At 61.8% G+C, this 16,313-nt stretch carries 9 protein-coding genes and 1 pseudogene; 1 reads left to right on the top strand and 9 read right to left on the bottom strand.

What is annotated here, in order from left to right; translation table 11 throughout:
* Positions 1-49: 49 nt before the first annotated feature.
* The 3 genes and pseudogenes from HY067_22590 to HY067_22580 form a co-directional block, all read right to left on the bottom strand.
* A complete protein-coding gene (locus HY067_22590; protein MBI3530743.1) occupies positions 50-457 on the bottom strand; it encodes a VOC family protein in 408 nt (135 codons plus the stop codon).
* A 97-nt stretch (positions 458-554) separates the two neighbouring features.
* Complete coding sequence (locus HY067_22585) at positions 555-782, bottom strand: hypothetical protein (GenBank protein MBI3530742.1); 228 nt, start codon at positions 780-782, stop codon at positions 555-557.
* A 304-nt stretch (positions 783-1,086) separates the two neighbouring features.
* A pseudogene (locus tag HY067_22580) lies at positions 1,087-1,481 on the bottom strand (methyltransferase domain-containing protein).
* A gap of 331 nt (positions 1,482-1,812) precedes the next feature.
* Here HY067_22580 and HY067_22575 point away from each other — a divergent pair.
* The gene (locus HY067_22575) at positions 1,813-5,736 is read left to right on the top strand and encodes a patatin-like phospholipase family protein (GenBank protein MBI3530741.1); all 3,924 of its coding nucleotides are present in this window, start codon (positions 1,813-1,815) and stop codon (positions 5,734-5,736) included.
* Between the two features lie 113 nt (positions 5,737-5,849).
* Here the strand turns inward: HY067_22575 and HY067_22570 are convergent, their stop codons facing one another.
* The 6 genes from HY067_22570 to HY067_22545 all read right to left on the bottom strand — a co-directional run bounded on the left by HY067_22570 (position 5,850) and on the right by HY067_22545 (position 16,072).
* The gene (locus tag HY067_22570) at positions 5,850-7,322 is read right to left on the bottom strand and encodes a hypothetical protein (protein ID MBI3530740.1); all 1,473 of its coding nucleotides are present in this window, start codon (positions 7,320-7,322) and stop codon (positions 5,850-5,852) included.
* Between the two features lie 20 nt (positions 7,323-7,342).
* The gene (locus HY067_22565) at positions 7,343-8,872 is read right to left on the bottom strand and encodes a cytochrome c (protein MBI3530739.1); all 1,530 of its coding nucleotides are present in this window, start codon (positions 8,870-8,872) and stop codon (positions 7,343-7,345) included.
* A gap of 14 nt (positions 8,873-8,886) precedes the next feature.
* On the bottom strand, positions 8,887-10,857 hold the full coding sequence (locus tag HY067_22560) for a hypothetical protein (GenBank protein ID MBI3530738.1): 1,971 nt from the start codon (positions 10,855-10,857) through the stop codon (positions 8,887-8,889).
* Between the two features lie 38 nt (positions 10,858-10,895).
* On the bottom strand, positions 10,896-11,789 hold the full coding sequence (locus HY067_22555) for a hypothetical protein (protein MBI3530737.1): 894 nt from the start codon (positions 11,787-11,789) through the stop codon (positions 10,896-10,898).
* 17 nt (positions 11,790-11,806) lie between these two features.
* Positions 11,807-14,149: a cytochrome c gene (locus HY067_22550; GenBank protein ID MBI3530736.1), complete on the bottom strand. Its 2,343-nt coding sequence runs from the start codon at positions 14,147-14,149 to the stop codon at positions 11,807-11,809.
* Between the two features lie 489 nt (positions 14,150-14,638).
* On the bottom strand, positions 14,639-16,072 hold the full coding sequence (locus tag HY067_22545) for a c-type cytochrome (GenBank protein ID MBI3530735.1): 1,434 nt from the start codon (positions 16,070-16,072) through the stop codon (positions 14,639-14,641).
* Between the last annotated feature and the right edge of the window lie 241 nt (positions 16,073-16,313).

Raw genomic sequence — 16,313 nt, 5'->3', positions numbered from 1 at the left:
ATCCCTTTCTTTCGCCGGCTTGCCGATGGCTGTCGCCTCGATGGAGAAATTAACCACCTGGTGGGCCTTTGAGTTCGACAACATTCCCTTCCGGGTCTGTGACATAGATGGAAGGGCCTTCGCCCTCTGCGCCGTAGCGTGAAGCAACCGGGCTGGCCTTGATGCCCTGTGCCTGCAGATGGCGGCGAATGCCCGGTTCGTCGAATGGTTCTACTCGAAGGCAGAAGTGATCCAAGTTGCGTGCCTCCTTTCCTGGCGCTGCGCCACCAGCCCTGCCGAGTTCGCCATCGATGGGCACGAGATCAATGATTGATCGACCAGCTCGCAACTGAACCAAACCGATTCCGTCCTGGCGCCGCTCCACCGTACATCCGAGTGCATCGCAGTAGAAGCGAAGCATGCTGTCGAGGTCGACGACACGCAGTACGAGGTGATCGATTTCGCGAATGTGGATCATTGTTCGCGCGAGGTAGATGGCTAACGTCAGCGATGATGCACACGAGAGAGCACGTAAAGCGGTGCTCGCGAAGTGTCGTTGTCCATCACGCCCCGGTTTACCTTACTTTCACAAATGTCTTATCTTCGAGAGCTTGGCGGATATACCGCATGAACACCATAGCCTTATCAGTTGCGAGAAGTGTTGCATCTCCGATATCGGATAATGGAACCGGGAAGATGTAGTCGATACCATCCGACGGCACGCGGACGGTGTAGTACGCATAGCCTTGGCGGTATTTTGCGAAATGAACGGTGTTGTCCTTGACGATTTCCTTAATGTCCATGCGTGTGCCTATTGTTCAACGGAATCTACACGTTCGACATGAGGCGCTCTCAACGGCTTGCCGTTGTGGGTCGCCTCGATGGAGAGAGCGCATTTTGGCGGTGGCCTCAGCCCGTGTACGGGCCTTTGACCTCGCCCCAACCCCACTTTGGCATGGGAGCACTCCGGTCAACCGTCGCGCCCAGCTGCGAGTTGATTACCGCCAGCCTCGAACCCCACTCAAGTGGGTAAGTTATGATCCGACATGACAGTGATTGAGTGAGTTACGCTCCAACAAGTAAAAGCACGACGCCCGCGTCCGCACATTAGGGGATACCGATAAGCTTCCGGGCAAACTCATCGGGCTTCTCTTTGAACGCGAACGCGATGACCTCGAGGTTGCCGGCGCCGCTGAAAACGTTAGGAAAGCCGCACTTCACCAGCATTGCCGGCAGGGATTTTTGCGTGAATCCGGTTTTGTGCGCATAAAACTCGTTGCCGCCCCCATATCGGGAACAATGATGTGCACGAACCCACCGACTTTGAGCACGTGAGAAAATCCGGCCAGCACCTTCGGCACGTCATGCCGGTAATAGTGTTCCAGGTTATGAGAGCAATAGACCGCGTCGTAAGTGGCGCGGGGCAGTTGCGATAGTTGCCGGGCATCGCAGACGACATCCGGCAGTACTTTCCTCACGCTTTCACCCTCCACCGCTACGATTCAGGTCAGGTAGGTCCCGTGGCTCCGCGAGCGGACCTTTCGCCATGATAAGCACTTCCTGCACTGGACGTACAACGTTGCCCGCATGGGGAAGATTCCAGATGCACGGCCCTCCCGGGCACGGCATCGACACTCGCGCGCCTGATGCCGGCTCTTCGCTCTGTTGAAGCACGCTCTATTGAAGCAAGGCGACGCATTGCTTTTTTCGGTTTGTCGTCTACGATTCGTCGTATGGCATTGCGGATGCCGGCGATAACATTGCTTTTTCTGTATCGTCCGACGAAGAAGGTCGGGGCTGTTCGCGACCGATGAACGAACGGAGGAGCGGGATATGAAAGCCGATGAAACGACTTCTCGATCGATCAAGAGATTTCCGCTGCGTTTGTGCGAGGTTCTCGAAAAAGAGTTCGTCACCACCCACGGTCCGCTATCGAAGGCGCCCGACTGGCTGCTCGAGAAGGCGGATGTCAACTGCCAGAAACTGCGGGAATACTTCGATTCGCCTTTCCTGAGTCACAACGGCAGGGCCATCAGCGCAATCAGGGACAAGCTGTTTACGGAACCGCGTCCCCTGCACGACGGGGAATGGACGAAGCAGTTCGAGCAACTCCTGTTGCTGAAACTGAATGAACTGCTCCTGGAACCGGAAAACCTGTATGACCACACCCTGCTCGACCGCGACAGCGCGGCCTGGCAGTTGGCCCGGTTGCACCCGGGCTGCAGCGGGCAACCGCGGGCACGAACATTCCAGGCCGACGCCACCACGTCCATCGCCCCGAAATCAGAACGATCCGCCGCGGACCAGATTGCGTACGACGAGCAGGTCCAGTTGAACCGGATCCTGCTCGAGGCGGCATTCCCGTCGGACGCCATTGGCCGCGCGGACACTGCCCGGCTTACGGCGCTGTACAAGGACATACAGAACTTGCGCGGACCGGAGGGAATACGCAGCGCGCTTTGCCTGTCGGGCGGGGGGATACGCAGCGCGGCGTTCGGGCTCGGCGTGCTGGGGGCGCTGGCGCGCCGCGGCGTGCTGGAAAAATTCGATTATCTGTCCACCGTATCCGGCGGAGGTTATGTCGGCAGTTGGCTATCGACGTGGATCCATCGCCATCCACAGGGGTTGGCCGGCGTGATCAAGGAGTTGAGTACGCGGGCGCAGGAAGAAACGGAGGGCCTGACGACGAAAACCGAGCCGGCACCCGAGCCGATCCGCTTCCTGCGCGACTACAGCCACTTTTTGAACCCGAAATCGGGATTGTTCACCGCCGATACCTGGACGTGGGTGGGGATTTACCTGCGCAACCTTTCGCTGAACTGGCTGGTCATCATCCCGTTTCTGCTGCTGGTCCTGTCGGCGCCGCGTTTGTATTCCGCACTCGCGCATTCGTGGCGGGTCAAGTACGGCGCGTTGATGTACGGCAACGGCAGCCTGTTTCCCTGGCTCGTCTGGATGACGGGGTGTGCCGTCCTGCTGACGCTGGTCTGCATCAACGTGCATCGTCCCAGCGTGACCGATACGGCGGGCCCCAACGCACCCGCGGCGTCGGGCCGCATCCGGCGAAGACTGAACCAGGCGAAGGAAAAGCTGGCCCACCAGGGCTGGCTTGTGATCCTCGGCGTGCTGCCGCTCTTCGTCTTTGCAATTTCCCTGACGCTGCTGGTATGGGGATTGCCGCACGAAAAATCCGCGCTCAGTTGGCTTCAGATCCGGGTCATATTGAGCCAGTTGCCGCTGCCCGACATGATCGAGGCGCTGGGGCGCATCGGCTTCGATCATCTGGTGGTGTGGGGAGAGATCATCATCTTTGTCGGCTGGCTGATTACTTTTCCCCTGTTGCCGCGGCGGGGCCTGGGAAAGCGGTTCAACGAGCTGGTCGCCATGCTGCTCGCGGGCTTCCTGGCGTTCAGCATTATTTCGGGATTGGCGGACTACGCGTCGCAGGTGGGATCGCGCATCGAGCCGGCCTTCGAACTCTGGTCGTTCACCGCCTATGCGGCGCACCTCTACACCATCCTCGCGGTCCCTACGGTCATCGCGGCGACGCTGGCGGGCATGACGCTGTTCATCGGCGCCGTATCGAAATTCCAGTGGATCGAAGACGAGGATCGCGAATGGTGGGCACGGTTCGGCGCATGGATACTCATCGTCATGGTGGGATGGGTTGTCCTGTCCGCCATCGCGCTGTTCGGGCCGCCGCTGCTGCTGGAGTTTCCGCGCCTGGTCGGCGCGCTCGGCGGCGTATCGGGATTGATTGCGGTTCTGCTCGGGAAGAGCTCGCTCACCGCCGCCACGGGACAGAAAAATTCCGCGGCCGCAGGGCAGTCCAAACCGGCCGCATCCCTGCTGGGGGGAAGCGCGCTGACTTTGGCCTCCGCGGTTTTCCTCGTCGTCTTTCTCGCTTTCCTGGCGCTGCTCACCAGCGCCGGTCTCGATGCATTCTTTGGCTGGATGGGCGCCGTACCGGGCTTCGAGGAAAACGCTTTCCTCGTTGCGTTGCGCGACCTGTTCCCGGCCGAACTGGCCCCCCTCAGGCAGGCGTGCGGGCTGCAGGATGCATTGCCACTTGGAATCAGCGTCTTCAACGATCCGCAACTGCATCTTGAAATCGTCTGCCAGACGAGATTGCGCATCATCGTCACGCTCATATTCGGGCTGGTCGTGTTCCTCGCGGTGGCGAGCTCGATCATCAATCTGAACAAGTTTTCGCTTCACGCCGTATACCGGATTCGCATCGTCCGCACGTTTCTCGGCGCTTCGCGCGGAACCGACCGCCGGCCGAATGCTTTTACCGGCTTCGACCCGCTCGACGACGTGCAGATGCACGAACTGCAGTCCGGCCTGCTGCGCGAAGGCGATATCAACGACCTCGCGCGTTTCGTCGGCATGCTGCGCGGTGCAATGGGGAAGGTCAGTGACACCAAGACGGCGCCGAAAGATCCCGCGCAACTCCTGGTGCAGCTCATGTGCACCCCTGCGTATGACCCCTCCGCGGTGCTGACCACCCGTTTGAGAAATGCCACGCCCAACGCGCCGGTACTCAAATCGCTGCAACAGGACGTGCTGGAGACGCTCAACCGGGTTCTGGAAACCCTCCGCCTCGACAGAGCAAGGGCCTTCAGTGAGTTCAGAAAACAACCGGGACAGAAAGACGCGCTCGCGATCGTCGATCATTATTACGGGCAGGGAAATGTCATCTTCGGCAATCGCAAGCTCGTCGAGATGGCTTTTCCGGAAGAGATCAGAAAGTACGAGTTTCCGCCGCCGCCTCCGCACAAACTCATGCACGTGATCAATCTGACCCTCAATCTCGTGCATGGCAGCAAGCTCGCGTGGCAGGAACGCAAGGCCGCCCCTTTCGTGGTGACGCCAATGCATTCCGGCACCTATTACCTGGGTTTCCGCAACTCGCGCGACTACGGCGGAGAGCATGGAATTTCCATCGGCACGGCGGTCGCGGTTTCCGGCGCCGCCGTCAGTCCGAACATGGGGTACTCCTCATCCACACTCGCGGCGCTGCTGCTCACGCTTTTCAATGTGCGGCTCGGCTGGTGGCTGGGCAATCCCGGGGTCGCCGGAGCCGACACCTATCGTCTGGCGGAACCGCGGGTATTGCTGCGGCCGTTGTGGTCGGAAGCGTTCGGATTGACCGACGACCAGAGCCCGTACATCTATCTTTCGGACGGCGGGCATTTCGAGAACATGGGCCTCTTCGAAATGGTGCTGCGCCGCTGCCGCTTCATCGTAGTGACGGACGCGGGCGCGGACCCCGACTACCAGTTCGAGGACCTCGGCAATGCGGTGCGAAAGATACGCATCGATCTGGGCATCCCCATCGAATTCGAATCGTTACCGATACACCGGAAGACCGGACCGGACGACGACAGCGGGCGTTACTGCGCTATCGGTCGTATCCGCTATTCGACTGTCGACGGCGAGGATGCCCCGGACGGCATGCTGATCTGCTTCAAGCCCGTGCTTTGCGGCAAGGAACCGCGGGACGTCCAGCACTACGCCGCCAAGAACGAAGCGTTTCCGCAGGAACCGACCTCGAACCAGTTCTATGGAGAATCGCAATTCGAAAGCTACCGGCAACTGGGCGAGATTGCCGTAGAAACCGTTTTCGGAGAGGAGCCGCCACCGCCATCCGACAACTCCTGGGTAGTTGGCGTCGTCGATTCCGTGCGCAACCATCTGGGTGACAAGGGCGGTAAATCCTACTGGATCGATGCCTGGCTCTTCGGCCTGAAGTGACTGAGGGCAGGGGCTAGGGGTGAGGGGCTAGGGAAAGGCTTTAAAGCTTTTACTCAGTACTCAGTCTTGTTCTGCTTTACCCCCTAGCCCCTACCCTAGTCCCTTGACCCTCGCTAGAGGGTCTTCAAATATTCGATCAGCGCATCCTTGTCCCCGACGGATAGATTGGTGCCGAACACGTGCCCCATGTTGCGTCCGCCGCGCAGCGAGGTATCGTGTTTCGTACCGACGCGTTCGGCTTCCGCACCTTCCATCACGAAGCCGACGTTGACGGGATCGTAGACGTCGTAGCCGCGCCAGAACACCTTGGTGCGCTGCTCGGGCGGCGTCAGCAGATCGCGCAGCGTAGGCACGGATCCGTTGTGCAGGTAGGGCGCGCGCAGCCAGATGCCGTCGAGGAAGGGCACGTCGTAGCCGTTGAGGTCTTCTTCCACCAGGCCGAGGCGTTCGATGCCCATCTCCGTGACGATCCGGTTGGCCTCGATGGCGGCCTTCTTGTTCCAGCTGGCGAGCCTATCCTTTTCGGTGCCGACCTCGGCAAGCGGGATGCGCGTGCCGGTCAGGTCGCTGGCATGGCAGCTCGCGCAAGTCCTGTCGAACACGACCTCGCCCGCCGCCGCGCGCGTCTTCTCGATCGGGAACGGATATTTCGGCGCCGGTTTTTTGGTGAGGTAGTCGTAGAGCCAGTCGATCTGCGCGAGGAATTCGCCCTTGTCGTGCGGCGGCGCGCCGAGCAGGCCCAGAGCGGAATCGATGATGACGGAACGCGCGTCGTGGCTGTCGCCCGCCCAGTTCATGCGCATGTTCTTGTCGTGCTTGTACTTCTGCAGGTTCCAGATGGAGGGCATGTCGGTGGGACCGAAGGTGTCGTCCATCGGTACCTTGATCATGAAATACTTGGTGAGGTTCATGGCATCGTCGCGCCCGCGCCCCCAGTCGGGAAAGTCGGTGCGGTAGATCCACTTGAATTGCGCTTCGCGTTCCAGCAGCCGTTTCTTCGTAATCGGAATGATCAGGAACCGGTACGACAGACGGTCGAACCAGGACAGGTCGGTGACCAGGTTGATCTCGCGCATCAGGTTGTCCGCGTTGAAGCGCGGATCCTTGGCGCAGTCGACCACATAACGGAAGAAGGCTTCGACGTTGGTGGTATGGCCGTTGCCTGCCGTGATGAAGACGGGCACTTCGTCGGGACTGCTGCGATAGGTCGCGGTATGGCAAACAGCGCAGGTGTTGGCGACCCGCGGAAAGCCGATGGTCTTCTTGGTGAATCCGACCGGCAGTTCCTGGCCCTGCTCCCAAGGCACGCCGAGAGCGGCGTAGCCCCCCGGCCCGGGCAACTTCTCGGGGAACATGCGCGGCAGCACGTAGAAGATCCAGTACGGGATGCCGGCATCGTGCTCCGCGCCGATCGAGCCGTACTTGAAGCGCATGTCCGGCGACGCGTTCACCCAATCCGGCTGCGGTTCCTCGCGAAAGAACTTGGTCCAGCCGACATAGCCGAAAATCGCGCCGATCACGATCAGCACGCCCAGCCAGAACAGGAGTTTCCTCTTGAGAGTGCCAGACTGGTGTCCCCTATCCATGAGCGTCTCCCGGTAAATGGTCAGAATGTCTTGAGGAATTCCACCAGCGATTCCTTGTCGTCGATCGAGAGCCCGGTGCCATAGCGCCGGCCCTCGTGGCCGGCATTGCCGTTGCCCGCGACCTCGGTATCGAACCTGAAGTATTTCCGCGCGCCTTCTTCCGCGACGTTGGACTTGAAGCCCAGTTTCACCGGATCGTAGACGTCGTAGCCGCGATAGAACACCTTCGGCCGCCTTGCGGACGGCTCGAGCAGGTCGCGCAGCGTCGGCACGGAGCCGTTGTGCAGGTAAGGCGCACGCAACCACAAACCGTCGAGCGGCATGTTGGCGTAGCCGTTGGTCTTGCGGAAATGCTGGAAGCGCCACGGATAACCGGCGTAAAGCGTCGACTGGTTCACCGCGAGTTCATAGCTGTAGGAATCGAGCCTGCGCCGGTCGGTGGCAACTTCCTGCCAGGGCGTGACCTTGCCGACCGACTTGCCCGAGAAATCGCGCGCGCCGGCGCCATGGCAATCCGCGCAGTACTCCTTGTAGAGTCCGGCGCCGCGCGCCGCTTTCGCCTTGTCGACGGGGTAAGGATACTTCGGCGGTTCTTTCGCCAGCAGCCACTGTTCGATGCGGCCGATCTTCTCGAGATCGATCGTGGGCGGCGTCGTGCCGGTGCCGAAAGCCGCGCTCTTGTTGCGCTCCTCGACCTTGGTGTTGTTGCCGTCCCAATGCAACTGCATGCCCGCGCGTGGTCCCTGCAGCCAGATCGAGGGAAAATCGGCGGGTGCGTTTTTCTCGTAATCGGCAATCTGGTGCATCGGAAAGTTGAAGATCACCTTGGCCGAATTGAACGTGTCGACGCGACCCGGGCCCCAGTCCGGTTGGCCCATCACGAAAGAAAAACGTCCGGCGAGCATCAACAGCCGTTCGCGCATCAGCGCGACGGCGACCGGATAGACCACATAGCGGTCGATGAGATCGAGGTCGCCGCCTTGCGCCTGCACCAGCCGGCGCGCTTCCGGAACGATGTACTCCGCGGAGAACTTCGGATCGGCGGCACAGGCGAAAAAGAATTTCTCGAAACCCATGATGTCGAGCTGCATGGCGGGCATGCCGAGATAGACGCGCGGTTTTTCCTGCGCCGCATCGCGCACCGTGCCGGCGTGACAGACGGCGCAGTTCAGGAAAGTACGGTCTATGCCGGTGAACCGCCGCTTCGACATGCCGATCGGGAGATCCTTGCCCTCTTCGTAGATCAGACCGAGCGATGCGTAGCCCTTGCCGGGCAGATGCTCGGCACAGACCTGGGGCAGGGCCTGAAAGATCCAGTAGGGAAACCCGGATTCATGCTCTCCGCCGGTGGAACCGTATTTGAAATGCTGTTCGATGTCGGCATATTCGATCGCGGTATCGCCGCGGAAGCGCTGCCAGAGGTAGATGCCGAATCCGCTGGCGAGCAAGGTCGGAATGGCGAGCAGCAGGAACAGGATGCGCAACCAGCGCTTGCCGAACAGTCTGGAGAGCCAGCCCGGTTCATCCGCGGAAGTGAAGAGGTAGGTCATTTTTTTCCCGTTTGTTACGCGCCCGCCGGCAGGCACGGACGCAGATTCTCGTAGCCGCGCGCCAGCATCTTTGCGAGGTCGGGCGTTTCACCCGTCTCGGCGCGCAACCATCCGGCAACGGCATTCCTGAGCGGCTTGATTGCGTCGGCAGGCGCGTCCTGCATCCAGGGATGGCCTGCGCGCGACGCCTGCGGCGGCGGCATGGGCATCTTGTCACGCGCCTCGGGTTTCGATTCCCACATCGCCAGGCGCACGAACATGCGCGGCGCGCAGTGCGCGAGGCTGGCGCTGATGCGTTGCGCATCCCCGGCCAGAAAATTCGGCGGCGATGGCTCCGCCGTCGCGTGGCACGCGCCGCAAGGCTGCTGAAAAGCCGTGGCTTCGGGCGGCAGCGATGTCGCAGGTGCGGCGTCCGCCTGCGCCGGCGGCAGGGACGACGCGTCATCGCAGCAGCGCGCTTGTGCGGGCAGGCCGAGGGCTGCGTCCAGCGCCGCCATGACCGCCGTCCGGCTGAACGGTTTGTCCGGCAGCGAAAGTGCCGCCACGGCTTCGCGCAGTTTTGCGAAGTCCTCGATCACGGTGACTTTGGCTTCGCCCTGCGCGCCGCGCCAACGCAGCGCCACGCGCGCAATCGCATTGCCGTTGGCAAGCCTTGCGCGATGACCGCCGCTGCCGGGCCGGAATTCGAGCACGCCGGGACCGCGCTTGATCGCGGAGAGCGTCAGGTTGCGCAGCGGAGCATTGTTGCCGATGGCAATAGCGTCGAGCGCGGATGCATTGCCTCTCAATGAAACTTCGCCGCGGCAGTCGTAAGCCGTGCCCGCATCGCCGAGGGTACAGGACGACCGGTATTCCTTGCTTGCCGCAGCCGAAGGCCCGGCGGCGAGGCGGCCATCGATTTCCCGCACATCCGCCCCGGCGAGCAACTGCGCAAGTCCGGTGACGAAACGGTGCGCGAGCTCGGGATCCTGTGCGCGCCATACCTCGAGGGGCGCACGCGGTGCAATCGCCTCCAATGGCGCGGGGACATGCGATTGCGCGAGACCCCGGGTGCCGGCAGCAAAGGCGAGAGGATCGCGGTTCGGGATATCCGGATTCGGGATCGCCAGTCCGTTCGGCCAGCGTCTGCGGAACCCGGTTGCTATTGCTTCTGCAACCGGCTCGCGATCGAATCCCCTCTCGCCCGAGAGCCGGTACTGCAGCGCCGCGGTCAATGCGTCCTTGCGGCATTTTGCATCGCAGGCCTCGATCCACATGCGTTGCGCGACCCCGATCAGGTTGGCGCGATCCGTGGCATCGTCGATGGCATTGGGTATCTCGACCGGAATCCGATGAAACTGGCCCGCCCTGGACAAAATCGCAGCCACTTGCGGATTGGCATTGGTTTCGTCCCACACCTGGCGCGAGAAAACCGGGCCGTGGTTCTGATGACAGGCGACGCAGACGTTGCGATTCGCGTACACCACCTGCGGCGTGGCGCCCCGGCGATAGTTCTTCACCAACTGGAATTCGAAGCGTCCGGCGGTTTCGTTGTAGCTGATGACCTCGATGACGTTTGAACGCCGCTGATAGCCCAGATAGATGCGGTCCCTGCCGGACACCGGACCGGCGCCGTCCCCGGTGATAGCGACCACGACGCGGGGAGACGCAAAGAAATCCGGGGACGCCGACATGCGTTGCAACGAGCGCCCCAATGGAATGAGAACCTGGTGGCTGCAATTACTTGCGCAGCCCAGGCGGTGTTCCAGGCGCCGGACGAGCTCGTCGAAAGACAACGGAACGTCGTAAGCCGGCTTGCCATCGATGCGGCCGGCCACGGCAAAATCGAACAGCGAGCGCCCCGCTGCGGGAATGTCGCGTCCCGGCCTGCCCGGATCCACCGCCCAGTGCGGAAGGTTATCCCCACCCGCAACCGGTGCGTGCTCAGCCATGCCGCACGCAGTAACAAACATGCAGGCCATGCCGACCGCTGCCAGGATCCTCATGCCTTGTTTGCGTCATGACGGGACACCGCGAATCCGGCTCACTTCGATGCGGTCAGCGCCACCCGCCGCGGCGTGCCCGACCAGCAGTCTTCCTGCACCTGGCCGGTCTTCATGAATCCTTCACCGTCGCGATCGGCGATTTCCTTGTTGTAGAGGGTAAAGTTGAGCAGGAAGATCTTGCCGATGTAGGCGCGGCCGAGATAGAAGCCGGGCCGCACCATGCGGATCTCATCGCGCACCTGGAAGCCGCGGCGCCCGGCAAGATAGTCCGGCCGCTCGCGGTAACCGGATATTTCGTCGGTGAAGAAATAATCGATGATCACCGATTCGCGCCGCGAGTCGAGCAGGCTCTGCCCGCAATACAGCTTCGCCGGAAACATCAGCCACTGGTCGCGGCCGGCCACCGTGATCTTGGGAATGGTGGACAGGTCGCCGTCGATGAGCGGCTTGAGCAGGGTCAAATCGTTGATACGATTGCGCAGCACGCGCTGATCGCGATAGAAAACCTTGCCCTTCCACAGCGTCTTGCCGATGACCTCGATCTTCTGCACCTTCAGGTCGACCGCAAGTCCGGGCAGCCCGCCGACGATTTCGGCGATGCGCCGGTCGCCGCTCACGCCTTTCGGAAAAAACAACCCGCCGTCGAATGCGCCGTCCGGTATGGGACCGGCGCTGAGCCGTGCATAGATCTGATCGATCTGCTCCTGGTCGTAACTCTTCAGGTTGTCCGCATCGAGCTTCTTCAGTTCCGCCGGCGTCAGCGGAAACTCGTACTCGATCTGCGCGAAATCCGGCTTGGCCTGATAGTCGGGTCCATACGGGGCAAACTTGATGACCGGTGCGGGATGAAACAGGCTGCCGACGAAGTCGCAGCCGCCCAGCATCAGCGCCAGCGCGAACATCAGTCCGGTAAGAATGCTTTTTTTGTTCATTGTGGCCCCCGGGGTCGTCAAATCGTGGCGAGGAAGGCGATCAAGGCCTTCTTTTCCTTGTCGGACAAACCCTCGCCGAACGGATGGCCGTCGTTCTCGACGTCCGCAAGGCAGGAGCTGTAAGCCTCGAGCAGCATCGGCCGCTTTTTCACCGCCGTGATCAGTTGCTGCGGATCCTTGAGCACTTCCGCGCTCAGTGATTGCAATTCCTCGACCATTTTCTTGCCCTCGGCTTCACCAAGGCGCTTGCCCAATTTCTCCTGCAGCGCGGCGGGCCTCAGCTTGGCGGCCACAAGATCGTTCATGAACTGCTTGTGCTGGAAATCGCCGAGCGCGCCAGCATTGGTGCCGGCCGGCAAGGTCAGCGTGAAGCCGACCACTTGTTTTTCCTCGGTGCCGTCCCAGAGCCGCGGGCCTAGGCTGATCGGCACGTCCTCGCTGAACTTGGTGATTTTCGGGATGCGCTTGCCCGGGTTCAGCAGGTCTTCCATCGAGGCGACATACAGCTTGAAGCGGCCGTCCACGCTGGGATCGTAGGCCCAGCAGGCGGGCGCCTTGTCGGCGCTCAACAATTTGTGGTCGGCGCCGACGTAAGACGAACGATAAAAGTCATTCGCCTTGTTCCCGGGATTGCCGCAGATCTCGGGACCCAGTGCATTGTTATGCAGGAACGGCGCGTGCGCCCATAGCGACAGCAGCGAGATGTTGCGGTAGTAACCGCGGCCGCCGTCGTGCGGCTCTTTCAGGGACGGATCCGGTGTGCGTGCGCGCAGCGTCTCCGAACCGTATTCCTGCCAGACATGGCCGGCCATGTGGTTGGAGTGCAACGCGCGGCAGCGGAAAGTCTTGACTTCGGAAGACAGCGTGGCCTGGTCGTTGCCCATCCAGTCGGCGCGCAGCCCGCGCGCGTGGTTCGGCTCCGGCGCGCGGAAGTCGCGGTTTTTGAACGGACCGCCGGTCGCTTCGGGGAGGCTCGAATGACAGCGTGCGCAGTTGGCGGCGAACACTTCCCGCCCCGATGCGACGCTGCCCGGCGCGAACTGCCGGTCGAGGTCGCGCTCCAGATCGGCTTGCGAGTAGACGGCCTTCGGATTCCTCTCGCGACGCTGGTTCTCCCTCGCTACCGCGAGGTCCGTAGCGTCCGTTTCTTTGGAGGTGAGGAAGGCGAGAATGTTGGCAAGCCTGTCTTCGATCGCGCGGAAGTTGCTGCAATCGCGCCGGCACTGGCCGATGTTGAAAGGCGTCTGGCCGAAGTTGCGCGACTGCGGATCGGCCTGGCGCAGGTCGGTCAGATGATTCACCCAGCATTGCTCTGAACACGAGCCGATGTTGAAGTAGACGCGCTGGATGGCTTCGAGCGCTCCGATCGAATCCTCGCCGCCCTTGAGGATGTGATGCACGGTTTCTTCCTTCACGCTGCGCTGCCAGCACTTGCCCTCGCGGCCGGGTTCGCACCAGCACTGGCTCTCCGGTGCGCCTTTTTCGCAGGCCGCCGCCTTGCGCCACTTGTCGACTTTCTCGCCGGCGAAGGTGGGACGGCGGTCGACGTTGATGATGGCGTTCATGGTGCCGGGATTGTTGACCTGATCCGTGGGCACGGCGGAAGTGTCGGTCGTCCCGGGCCGGGCATGCGCGAACACCTGGAACTCGATGCTCGAGGTCGGCATGCCTGAGCCGAGAATCTCCGACATGCGCGTGTACTGGTTGCCGATCGCGCCCTTGATGTTCTTCCATTCGGGATGCGACGGATCCTTCGGCGGGCGCAGCGGATCGAAGGCGATGTGGCAGGCACCGCAGGACATGCCGATCAGGAAAGGCGGTTCGACAGAACCGTCGGCCAAGCGGCTCATCTTGCTGTCCGAATTCTTCGGGTCCTTGGCGAGCTTGCCGCGAAACCCCTCCCAGTTCGCCTGGCTGCCGTTGAGCTTGATCCAGCGCTCCCTGTCGAAACGCGGATTGGGAAACTTGCGCAGTCCGAGCGCGCCGGTGGAAGTGCCGAACGCGAGATCGCAGGATGACTGGCGCTGGTCTTTGGCCTTGTGATGCAAGTCGCTCGCATCGACCGGCGCATCCGAGAAATCGCATGCGGGATCGCGATAACCGTCACGGCCGACGAACTTCAGAAGTTCCTGGTCGCCGGGGCACCAGTCGAGCCCGTAGGTTTCTTCCAGGGTCTTCGCGGGACATCCCTTGCTGCCGGGCGTGCAGCATCCCGGATCGTTGATGATTCCCCAGGCGCGCAGCCGGTCGTCGCGCTCGTTCGCGTTGAGCACGCGATACCAGTCGATGAGCACGCCGATGCGCTGCTGAAACGTGTAGGTGTGGAAGCGGCTGTTCCCGGCGGTCGCCTTGTACCAGATCTCGCGGCCCGCGCGTTCAGAGGGATTGAGTCCGGCTTCACCAAGATAGAAGCCGGGATTGTCGCGTAGCGCAGGGGTATTGGATCCAGTGGCGGCATTGGATCCGGCAGCGGCAACGGGTTTGTCGGCTTGCGCGACAACGACCGGCCTGGCCGCATCTGGGCGGTCGGTCGCCGCGGCCGCCGCAATGCCATTGCTGACCGCCAATGCTGCAGCGATGATGGCGAAGCGTTTCATTTTTCCTCCCCCCTAGTGCTGTTGCCAGCCGGAGTGCCGGGAAACATGGCTGCCTTCGACGCGGGACATCGAGCCACGTCCGGCGACGGCCCCGAATTGTCATTCACCTATATAGCGCCTGGCGGAGGAAAAGGAAAGCGGTTCGGCGCGACGCGCCTGCGTCAAACCTATCAAAGTGTGAGATTTGCGGCGTCGTCGAATAACGACAATCAGGTTTCGGTGATTCCGATCGCGGACGGGATCGGCGACTACTCAGATCGACTCGACAAACCTGGCCAGTGCGGCACGATCGGCCTTCGACATGTTGCGGAATGTTTCGCGCGCCGCTTCGGCTTCGCCGCCGTGCCATAGTATCGCTTCGCCGACATTGCGCGCGCGCCCGTCGTGCAACAATGCGGTGCCGCCCGTCACGATGGCGGAAAGACCCAGTCCCCACAGCGGCGGCGTGCGCCAGTCGCGCGGCCCCGCCTGAAAGTCCGGCCTGCCGTCGGCGAGCCCTTCGCCCATGTCGTGCAGCAACAGATCGGTGTAGGCGTGAAACAGCAGGCCGGACAATTGCGGCAGCTTTGGAAAGCTGCCGGTCTTCATCTCGGGGACATGACATACCGCGCATTGCGCCGATGAGAACAGCGCGGCGCCGCGTCTCACCTCAGAATCGTTCACATCGCGGCGCGCGGGCACGGCGAGACCTTGCAGCCAGAGTTCGAGCGCATCGATTTCGTGGTCGATGATCTCGGGAAAATTTCCCGGCAGTTGTTTGGCGCAGACAGTCTGTATCGGCGGGCAGTTCTGCTCGGAAAACAGGTTCGAGTTCACGCCCATGTCACCGAGCGCCGCGGCGGCAATCTGCTGTTTCAGGCTCGGCACATTGGCTTTCCAGCCGAAGCGGCCGAGAGCCGTGCGCTTGCTCGCCGCATCCCAGACGCGATTCGGCCGGCCGTTGACATTCTGCGCCCGCTGTTTCTCCGCGATGGAGAGGATGGTTTCTTCCGAAACAGCTTCGAGAAATCCGATGCCCACCAGCGGTTGCGCCATGCGCAGCGACATCATGGTGTCGTTTCCAAGCTCGCCGAACTTCAGATTCTCCACGCGCAGCTTCGACTTGCGCAGCGTCACCGTCTCGCCGTCGGCGAACGCCACCGTTTGTTCTTCCCAGTTGAGGAACAGGTCCGCTTCGTTGGGAACCGGCGCGCCGGAATAAGCCAGGTCCACGTTGCGGCCGTCCATCGAACGGTTCTGGAACTGGTCGCCGTAGTCGGGATGCGGCTTCGGCCCACCGTGCTTGTCCGTGCCGGGAATGCTAAGGCGCACCAGCATCGACAGCAGTTGTTCGTCGGAAGAGGCCGGCGGGCTGCCGCGACCGGTATTGACGTGGCAGGCGCTGCAGCGATCGGCGATGAAGGTCGGGCCCAATCCCCAGTCGCCGTTCAGCGAAGTGATCGCGGCCCATTGCCGATTGAACACGTTGCGGCCGACCATGAAGGTCTGGCGCTGTTTGAGCGTCAGCACCGGCGCCGGTTCGGAGAAGGCCTGGCGGTCGAAGCGCCTGATGGTGAAACTGCCAGCCGAGAGCGTGGCGTCATCGACGCCGTCCTGGCCGATGGCAAACCCGCCCGCCGCCAGCAGAAGTACCGGCAGCAGGAGAGATGGACGTAAACTGCGCTTCGAAGACTTATGCTTCCGCATGCCGATGATCATGCCAGATTGTGCCGGCCATGATAGATAGAACTACCCATTGAAAAAAACTGCCACTATCTTTCTTCATTCTGCACTTTTTCCCTCCGCGTCCTCCGCGTCCTTGTATGTTCGTTTTGTACGTGTATGTTGTTTGTGTTCTCAGGTCTGGCCGGACCTGAGAGCGGGGAAGCGGTAGACCGATTGCGTCCTGGTTCAAGCCGACGCAGAGCAAGCTCGCCGCTTCCTGTTT

The organism is Betaproteobacteria bacterium (genome assembly GCA_016194905.1).
GTDB lineage: Bacteria > Pseudomonadota > Gammaproteobacteria > Burkholderiales > JACQAP01 > JACQAP01.
The sequence above is the reverse complement of the archived record's forward strand: the minus strand, read 5'-3'. Positions and strand labels throughout refer to the sequence as shown.

What these genes read in the sequence shown, in the direction of transcription:
- HY067_22590 (MBI3530743.1), bottom strand. Translation starts at nt 457, where the DNA reads ATGATCCACATTCGCGAAATCGATCACCTCGTACTGCGTGTCGTCGAC.
- HY067_22585 (MBI3530742.1), bottom strand. Translation starts at nt 782, where the DNA reads ATGGACATTAAGGAAATCGTCAAGGACAACACCGTTCATTTCGCAAAA.
- HY067_22575 (MBI3530741.1), top strand. Translation starts at nt 1,813, where the DNA reads ATGAAAGCCGATGAAACGACTTCTCGATCGATCAAGAGATTTCCGCTG.
- HY067_22570 (MBI3530740.1), bottom strand. Translation starts at nt 7,322, where the DNA reads ATGGATAGGGGACACCAGTCTGGCACTCTCAAGAGGAAACTCCTGTTC.
- HY067_22565 (MBI3530739.1), bottom strand. Translation starts at nt 8,872, where the DNA reads ATGACCTACCTCTTCACTTCCGCGGATGAACCGGGCTGGCTCTCCAGA.
- HY067_22560 (MBI3530738.1), bottom strand. Translation starts at nt 10,857, where the DNA reads ATGAGGATCCTGGCAGCGGTCGGCATGGCCTGCATGTTTGTTACTGCG.
- HY067_22555 (MBI3530737.1), bottom strand. Translation starts at nt 11,789, where the DNA reads ATGAACAAAAAAAGCATTCTTACCGGACTGATGTTCGCGCTGGCGCTG.
- HY067_22545 (MBI3530735.1), bottom strand. Translation starts at nt 16,072, where the DNA reads ATGCGGAAGCATAAGTCTTCGAAGCGCAGTTTACGTCCATCTCTCCTG.